The sequence below is a fragment of the Bartonella sp. CL266QHHD genome (genome assembly GCF_042195355.1).
In the GTDB taxonomy this organism is placed as follows: Bacteria; Pseudomonadota; Alphaproteobacteria; order Rhizobiales; family Rhizobiaceae; genus Bartonella.
Genome location: NZ_JBHIOD010000034.1, coordinates 1 through 6979 on the forward strand (window position 1 = coordinate 1; position 6979 = coordinate 6979).

Annotated in this window: 6 protein-coding genes and 1 pseudogene; all 7 read right to left on the reverse strand. The window is 46.3% G+C overall.

The annotated features are described in order from the left end of the window. Positions 1 to 59: 59 nt before the first annotated feature. Positions 60 to 395 (reverse strand): annotated as a pseudogene (locus ACFIK7_RS03745) (phage tail protein); the annotation flags it as partial. Continuing rightward, positions 370 to 657, reverse strand: coding sequence for a phage tail protein (locus ACFIK7_RS03750; RefSeq protein ID WP_375662958.1), 288 nt, complete (start codon positions 655 to 657; stop codon positions 370 to 372). The pseudogene ACFIK7_RS03745 and the gene ACFIK7_RS03750, both read right to left, overlap by 26 nt. 13 nt (positions 658 to 670) lie before the next feature. After that, complete coding sequence (locus tag ACFIK7_RS03755; protein ID WP_375662959.1) at positions 671 to 3007, reverse strand: phage tail tape measure protein; 2337 nt, start codon at positions 3005 to 3007, stop codon at positions 671 to 673. 131 nt (positions 3008 to 3138) lie between these two features. Continuing rightward, entirely contained in the window at positions 3139 to 3552 is a 414-nt protein-coding gene (locus tag ACFIK7_RS03760) for a hypothetical protein (RefSeq protein ID WP_375662960.1), read from the reverse strand. 9 nt (positions 3553 to 3561) lie between these two features. Then, positions 3562 to 4080 (reverse strand): phage major tail tube protein, encoded by a 519-nt coding sequence (locus ACFIK7_RS03765; protein WP_375662961.1) that lies wholly within the window; start codon positions 4078 to 4080, stop codon positions 3562 to 3564. A 3-nt stretch (positions 4081 to 4083) separates the two neighbouring features. Then, the gene (locus ACFIK7_RS03770; RefSeq protein WP_375662962.1) at positions 4084 to 5367 is read right to left on the reverse strand and encodes a phage tail sheath C-terminal domain-containing protein; all 1284 of its coding nucleotides are present in this window, start codon (positions 5365 to 5367) and stop codon (positions 4084 to 4086) included. Positions 5368 to 5503: 136 nt separating this feature from the next. Further along, on the reverse strand, positions 5504 to 6838 hold the full coding sequence (locus ACFIK7_RS03775) for a Bgr_08870 family protein (protein WP_375662963.1): 1335 nt from the start codon (positions 6836 to 6838) through the stop codon (positions 5504 to 5506). Positions 6839 to 6979 lie beyond the last annotated feature (141 nt).

Consider the following 6979-nt stretch of genomic DNA (forward strand, 5'->3'; position numbering starts at 1 on the left):
GCAAAGGAGATCGAGGCTCATATCCTCTAGCTCTACAATAACGCGCTTTTTGGGTATCTTCATGGGGTAGGTTCCTCTTGGATTTGTCTCTCTTGGTATTGTCCTTGTGGTTTTCCGCCATTAAAAAAGGGCAAGAGCGTAATGGAATAGCGGATGCGCTGGGATTGACCAGAGCGACTGATATAGTCATGGTCTTTATTGATCGTGGTGATTACTACGGGTCCATGGAGAAGGACACTATAGGTGGTATCATTGATCCAATGAAGCATCTGGACCGGCTTTGCTCTTCGGATAGTTGTAGTGATGGCATCAATGGCTACACGGTCACCAAATTCTTCTGGAAACCAAACTCCATGAATGGTCTTTGCATCATTGCCATAGCCGGTAAATTGCAAANTGAAGCATCTGGACCGGCTTTGCTCTTCGGATAGTTGTAGTGATGGCATCAATGGCTACACGGTCACCAAATTCTTCTGGAAACCAAACTCCATGAATGGTCTTTGCATCATTGCCATAGCCGGTAAATTGCAAACTGGGTGCCTTGCCAAAACGCTCCATACAAACCCATGAGGCAGAAAACTCTTCTTCAAAAGATTGGAAATTCAGCCAGTCCACATAAAATTGATGCGGTCCTAACATCATCAAAGGATCTCTCATAGGCTCCCTCCCCTCATTCTGTCCCGCCATGCAGCGCATTAGCGCGTGCCCGTTGCAAAGCATGGGCAACCGCACGACCAGTGACAACAGGATCACGGGCACCATTAACATGCACTGTGACATTTTGATTGTGTGTGATGGGGGAACGGTCTTTGTCTCTTTGCTCTCTCGCAGATGAATTTACAGGAGAAGCCCCCGCAAATTGTGGTATGGGCTGAATGGCTGTTTTACCCCCCAAAAAACTTGGCAAAAACTCTCTTACATCAATGGAACCAATCCACCCCTTAATGCGGCTAGGCAAAGATTTACAATAATCCATCAATTGTGAGATAGACGACATAAAGCCATCGACAATCGAATTAGCCAGATCTTCGCCCGCTTGTTCCATACCAGCCTTGGCAGCATCCGAGAGCTTTTCCTGTGTAAAAAAACTCTTCAACCATTGCCAAAAGTTGGAAAAGCTTTGTTTAACGCCCTCCCACAAATTGCCAAACCACTCGACAACAGAGGAAAGCTCTTGTTTAAACTTTTGCCAAGTTTGAGAGAAATCAAAAGCAGCAGCAATGATATTTTTCCATTTGGTGATGGTGGTGGTATCAGCACCAAAAAAGCGCATGACGGCTTCAAAGGCACGCCCCCAAGCCCGAGATACCCCCCGTGCAAAACCTTTGACAAAAGAAGAAAAACGATCCCAATATTTCCACAAAGCAAAACCAGCAGCAAGGATGACAGCCACAACAGCAGCAATGACCGCCCCGATCGGGGTAAAAATACCCCCCACAACAGAGGAAAGACTTGCCCCAACCACTTCGATCACTGTCCCCATCCAACCAAAAGAGGCAGCAAATGCACTTCCTGAGACAGCAATCCCCCGTAAAGCCCCTACCAGTAAAGTCATGGGGCGAAGAAGACGCAGCGCACTTCCACCAAAGCTTGCTGCTATTAAACCCAGCGAGCGCCCTGCGGCTGCTAAGCCCCGCCAGCTTGCAGCAACACCACGACTAACAGCACCCATCTTGATAAAAGAGCCCATCAATTGAAGAAGCCCAAGGCGTGTCCCAGCAAGAGTAAAGCGCAACACGCGCAGAGCAATATTAAAAGCCATGAGGGCGGCAATGGTTTTGATAATGGCGCTTGTTAAAGTTGGGTGCGCATTCGCCCACGCCATCAACCCATTGGTAAAATTACCAACAGTTTCCATGAGACTGTTGAGAGGAGGCAGAAGCACTTCACCAATGGTGATGCCCAGAGCCACAATACGGTTTTGTAAGAGTTCAAATTGCCGCATGGCACCGGTTGCTTGTTTGTCTGCTTCTTGTTCTACCGAACCTTTAAAGACTTGTGGATCTTTCACATACTCTAAAGCTTGCCCTAACAATTCGGGGTTACCCACCAATTTGGCAAAATCACCGGTAAAATCGCGCCCCGCAATGGCAATCAGCGAGCGCATCCCCTGTTCGGATTTACCCAACACATTAAAAAAGCGCACCAAGGTGCCGGTGGCATCTTTGTCCAGATCTTGCATGAATTTTTCGCGAGAAAGCCCGATATTGGCAAAAGCATCTTCAATATGTTTGCCCCCTGCCTGAATGCGCGCACTCATGGCATTAAAACCACGCGCGGCACTCTCAGGAACAATCCCAGCAGAAATCATCGCTGTACCAAATGCCGCAGTTTCGCGCGCTGTCAACTTAAACATGGTTGCCGCACCGGTGGCACGATTGGTAAAATCAGACACTTCACTGGCCTTTGCCGCCATGTGATTAGAGAGATGATTGATAGCATCGCCTAGATCTTCAATGCCTACCTGATTAAGCTTAAAGACATTGCGCAATTTGGCAAAGCGCTCCCCAATCTGATCTCCCGTCATATCAAAAGCTACAGCTGCTTTAGCGGCGTAAATGCTAAAAGCTTCTAGATCTTGTTCACCAATCCCTGCTTGGCTGGCACTGGTCATCAATTCTAAGACTTCACGCGCCGCTAACGGAATCTTGGTGGAGGTTTCAAGCGCAAAACGGCGCAATTCCTTTAAGCGATCAAGGGGGGCATCGAGAACCTTTTCTAATCCCTTCATCGATTGGTCAAATTGCATGGCTTTATAGAGCGGTGCAATTAAGGTTGCTGTTTGCGCAATGGCACCCACCATACGCCCGCGTGCTTGGATAAAAGCATTTTCCGCATTCTTTGTCGCATCCTCAAGATGCTCAGGGTCAAACCAATTTTTAAAGTGCTGCCTTGTCTTGTTTTGGAAATGCGCAACATCTGAACTAAAGGCTGCAAGATCACGCTTGGCAGAAGCTATCCCCTCTTGCAGATGATTGACAAAACGCACAACAAGGGAAACATCCATGACGATTCTTTATCCTAACTGATGGCTTTCATATTCTTGAGCTTTCAGGCGCGCGAGTTCTTCTCGATAGGCAATCACATCCAGCCAATCCATCTGGTTAATCTCTGAAGGCGCCCAGTGATAATAAAGGGCTAGTTCTGCCCCAAATTGTCTGGCAGAGAGGATTGGCGTTGCGTAAAAAAAGCAAAAAAAGCCTTCAATATTGCGACAATATCCATCACATCAACTCGATCAATCAATTCAATAGATTCACGTGACATATCAGCCAAAAGTGCTGTGATGCCTTCTGTTGCCTCACTTGTGAACAAAACTTGAGAAAGCTTCGTGATAAGCACATCATTGCTCAAAGTTGTTTTTTGCTCTCCAAACTCAGGAAGCAGCAGCTCTGTCAATTGTGGTCCAATGAGCACCGCTAATTGCTTGGCATGCTTAAAAGTGGGGCGATAAAAGGTCAGTTTCTTGCATAGAGTTTCTTTGCCACTTTTATCTTGATAAAGAAACGGAACCTGCAATTCCACGTCAATGCTGGTTTGTAAACTTGTCATGATCAATTCCTATAAATTGAGAATAGAGCGGCGGCGAGAACCGATCTCTTGCCCATTGCGGACAAGCCAGCCGCCCCGTTTAAAAGAAAAGCGGTGCAAAACAGAACCATCCCAAAATTCCGTATAGTCCCAAACATTTTTGATCTCGCAATCATAGCCTGTCGCTTTTCCAGCTGTTAAGCCTTCGCTATCGACTTTGACCAACCGCCCTGTCACATCAATGGAATGTTCATGCTCACGTCCATCTTCTTCAGAGATCACATGTTTTTTGCCAGTGAATTTATGACGAAGACCAGGAGGACCACCAAAAATACCGATGACCTCAGGGGTATGGCTGCGGATTTTCATTTGTAAACTCAAAGCTTTCACACCAAGACCGCTCACATCAATTTGCATATCAGAGCCCCCTGGTTGATAGGTTTCTGTAATTTCTTCCAACGTAGGTAATTTGAGGGTTTCAAGATCAAGGTGAAGATTCACATCATCATCAACAATCAGCGTAAAACCGCGTACAATGCGTAAAGTCATGCTCTAACTCCTTGCTGCTTTGCGATAAGTTTCAAGCGTATCGCCAAATTGATAAGTCATTTTCTTTTGGATATCTTGCGCCAAACGGTCAAAATAAGCGCTATTGCGCCGGCTGCCGAAACTCAAATCTTCTAAAGGTGGCACTTCTTCTGCATCAAACTCGACCCGCAATTTTCCCAATTGCAAAGTGCTGTTGGAATTTAAATCACGATCAAACCAAACCCGGCCACCCAAAAGCGCACCCCGCGCAATCAGATCATCAAGAAACTGTGTAAGGCTGCGGGTAATGGCAATAACATGTTGACCAGTAAGGTTTTCATCATTGGCCCAAGGGCGGAAATTGTTAATGATGGTTTTTTCCAAGGCTGTACGGGTGCGCACCACATTGACAAAACGCCACAATGGGTCACTGGAGGTGGTATGGTTGCCCCATAAAATGCGCCCATTGGAAGCTACTTCTCCCTGCGCATTTTGGCTAAGCCGTGCTGGAATAAAGGTCGCAATATCGGCTTGGTTAAGGCGATTTGCCTCATGATCAATTTCGCCATCAAAATAGCTAATGGGGCGTGCTGTCCCTAAAATGCCATGCACATCTTGGTTGGAAGGAGACCAAAAAACACCGCCCCTTTGCTTGTCACGTTTGATAAACATGGCGGCAGCAAAAGGACTTGCCGGTTTAACACTAACACCCCCCTCACGATTTGCCACCCGTACAAAGGGATCAATCAAATAACAAAAGCGTGAGGAAAAATCTGCACGATAGGCAAGACTTTCTTGCGTGTTTTTACCCCCCGTATCAAAAACCGCAATCGCTTGTAGCTTTTCTGCCACTTGTTCCAAAGCGTCTGCCACAGGGTTTTTGCCATTATCAAGGCGCCCTGCACTATAAGCCGGTGCTAAGAGAATTCCAGGTTCCACACCCAAATGCCCCCGCGCATGCGCTAAGGCATGCACACCGGTCAGTCGAGCGTTTGATCCCACCATTTCGGTTTGTGTCTCAGCAATGGTTGACTTTTCTTCCACACGCACAAGGATAATTTGTGCCTCAATCCCCTGCGCGCACACGGCTTTAATCACATCAAGAGCCGTGCCTCTTGCCCCAAGCTTTTGGATTTTCTCTGTCTCATGGGTGAAGACCAACACGGGCTCGTCGAGGGGAAAAACTTGGTTGTCAGCATCAGGGGCTGTAACAACCGCTCCAATGGCGGTCTGATCAAATGTTGCTAAAGGACGGGAATCCTCACCAGCCTCTACAATGCGAATCCCATGATTAAATTCTATTGCCATTTTGCTCTCCAAATCAATGAAGAGACCATAACAACAAGAGCTCCCTTTCATAAGTCTGACACTGTCAGTCAAAAAGCCCTTTTAAAGGGCTTTAAAGGGGACTTAAAGACGGAAGAGCATACAAGCCTTTAAACGCTTATACAAAGATCTTTAATTTAACTGCGCCATCACCACCCCGTCCAGCACCATTTACTGTTCCATCTTCACCATCTCGATAACCGCCACCGCCACCGCCGCCATATCCTTTTTCAGCTCCGCTTCCTCCATTGCCACCATACTGGCTTTTTCCTCCCTTACCTCCATTATTAGCTATACCACTACCACCACTCCCACCACTCCCACCTCCACCTGCTCCACCATAGGTACTATCCCCTCCATCACCGCCACAACTATCATTAAAGCCACCACCACCTCCTCCGCCTCCATGCCAAGGATGTTCTTTTCCCGCATAACCATTATTATTACTACCACTTGCAGTTCCATAACCACCTGAAACTCCACCACCACTATTTCCACCAATATAACCGTTATTCCCCTTACCACCCCGTGCTGTAAGAATAGAACCAACTAGCGTATTACCACCATTAACACCATTTCCATATCCGCCTTTTCCAATAGCCACTACATCATTATTCTGTAATTGGCGTTTTTGAATCTTTAAAGAAATACATTCACCACCACCACCTCCTCCACGTTGGCCACCGCTCCCGCCACCTCCCCAAGCCATGATTTCAATATCAGTGTCATCTGTCACCCCATCAGGCCAAGGAATATTACCACTCTGCAACATAACGATTTCAATGTACTCTTCTTTACGCTTTTTGATTAAAGCATCCAAAAGAGCATCCACTTGCACCTTGGTATAAACAGCTTCACCATCAACTCTCAAAGGTCCTTTCAAGGTACTTCCATTTGTGCTTAAACTTGTCACCGTTTCACCATTATGAATAAGGCTAAACGACGAATTACCCAAAAGTTCTAAGCCACCACTCATGGTGACTTTGCTGGTAAATTTATTATAATTCTGCCATTCATTTGGGCTTGTGAGGCGCCCATAGCTTGTCATATCTTGATTAATCTTGGCTCTAAAATCATCAAGCCCCACGATATCTTCGGTTTTATGTTGATGCGCGCCTAATAGTGAGACAGCACTGCCAAAGGTAAAGTTATTGTTGCTTGATTTATAGAGAACATAATTGTTGGCAGCATCTTTTGCGCCTTCGATATCGCTTAAATCAGCAAATGAGAAAGTTTTATCCGCTGCCATTTTGCCATTGAGAGCGCTTTCTAGATTTGTGATTTCGCTTATGATATGCGTGTGTTGTAAAAGTGCTTTTTCGTTTACCTTTTCCTCACCAGCCAAAAGAGCTTGATCAATTTTGGTCAAGTTTTCCCGCAAGATTGGGAATTCAGAACTGATAAAGCGTCCTTCTTTAGGCAATTCCATGTCGAGTTTTTTGGTTTTTGTCATCTCTCATTTTCCCATTATAATATGCCAGCGCCAAAATCACGCACCATGGACCGCGCAGCAGGTCCACCGGTAAGCGTGAGTTTCAAGCGCGCTTGTTTGGCGCCTTTATCACTGCTGGTAAATTTTCGTTCTGTCCAAAGC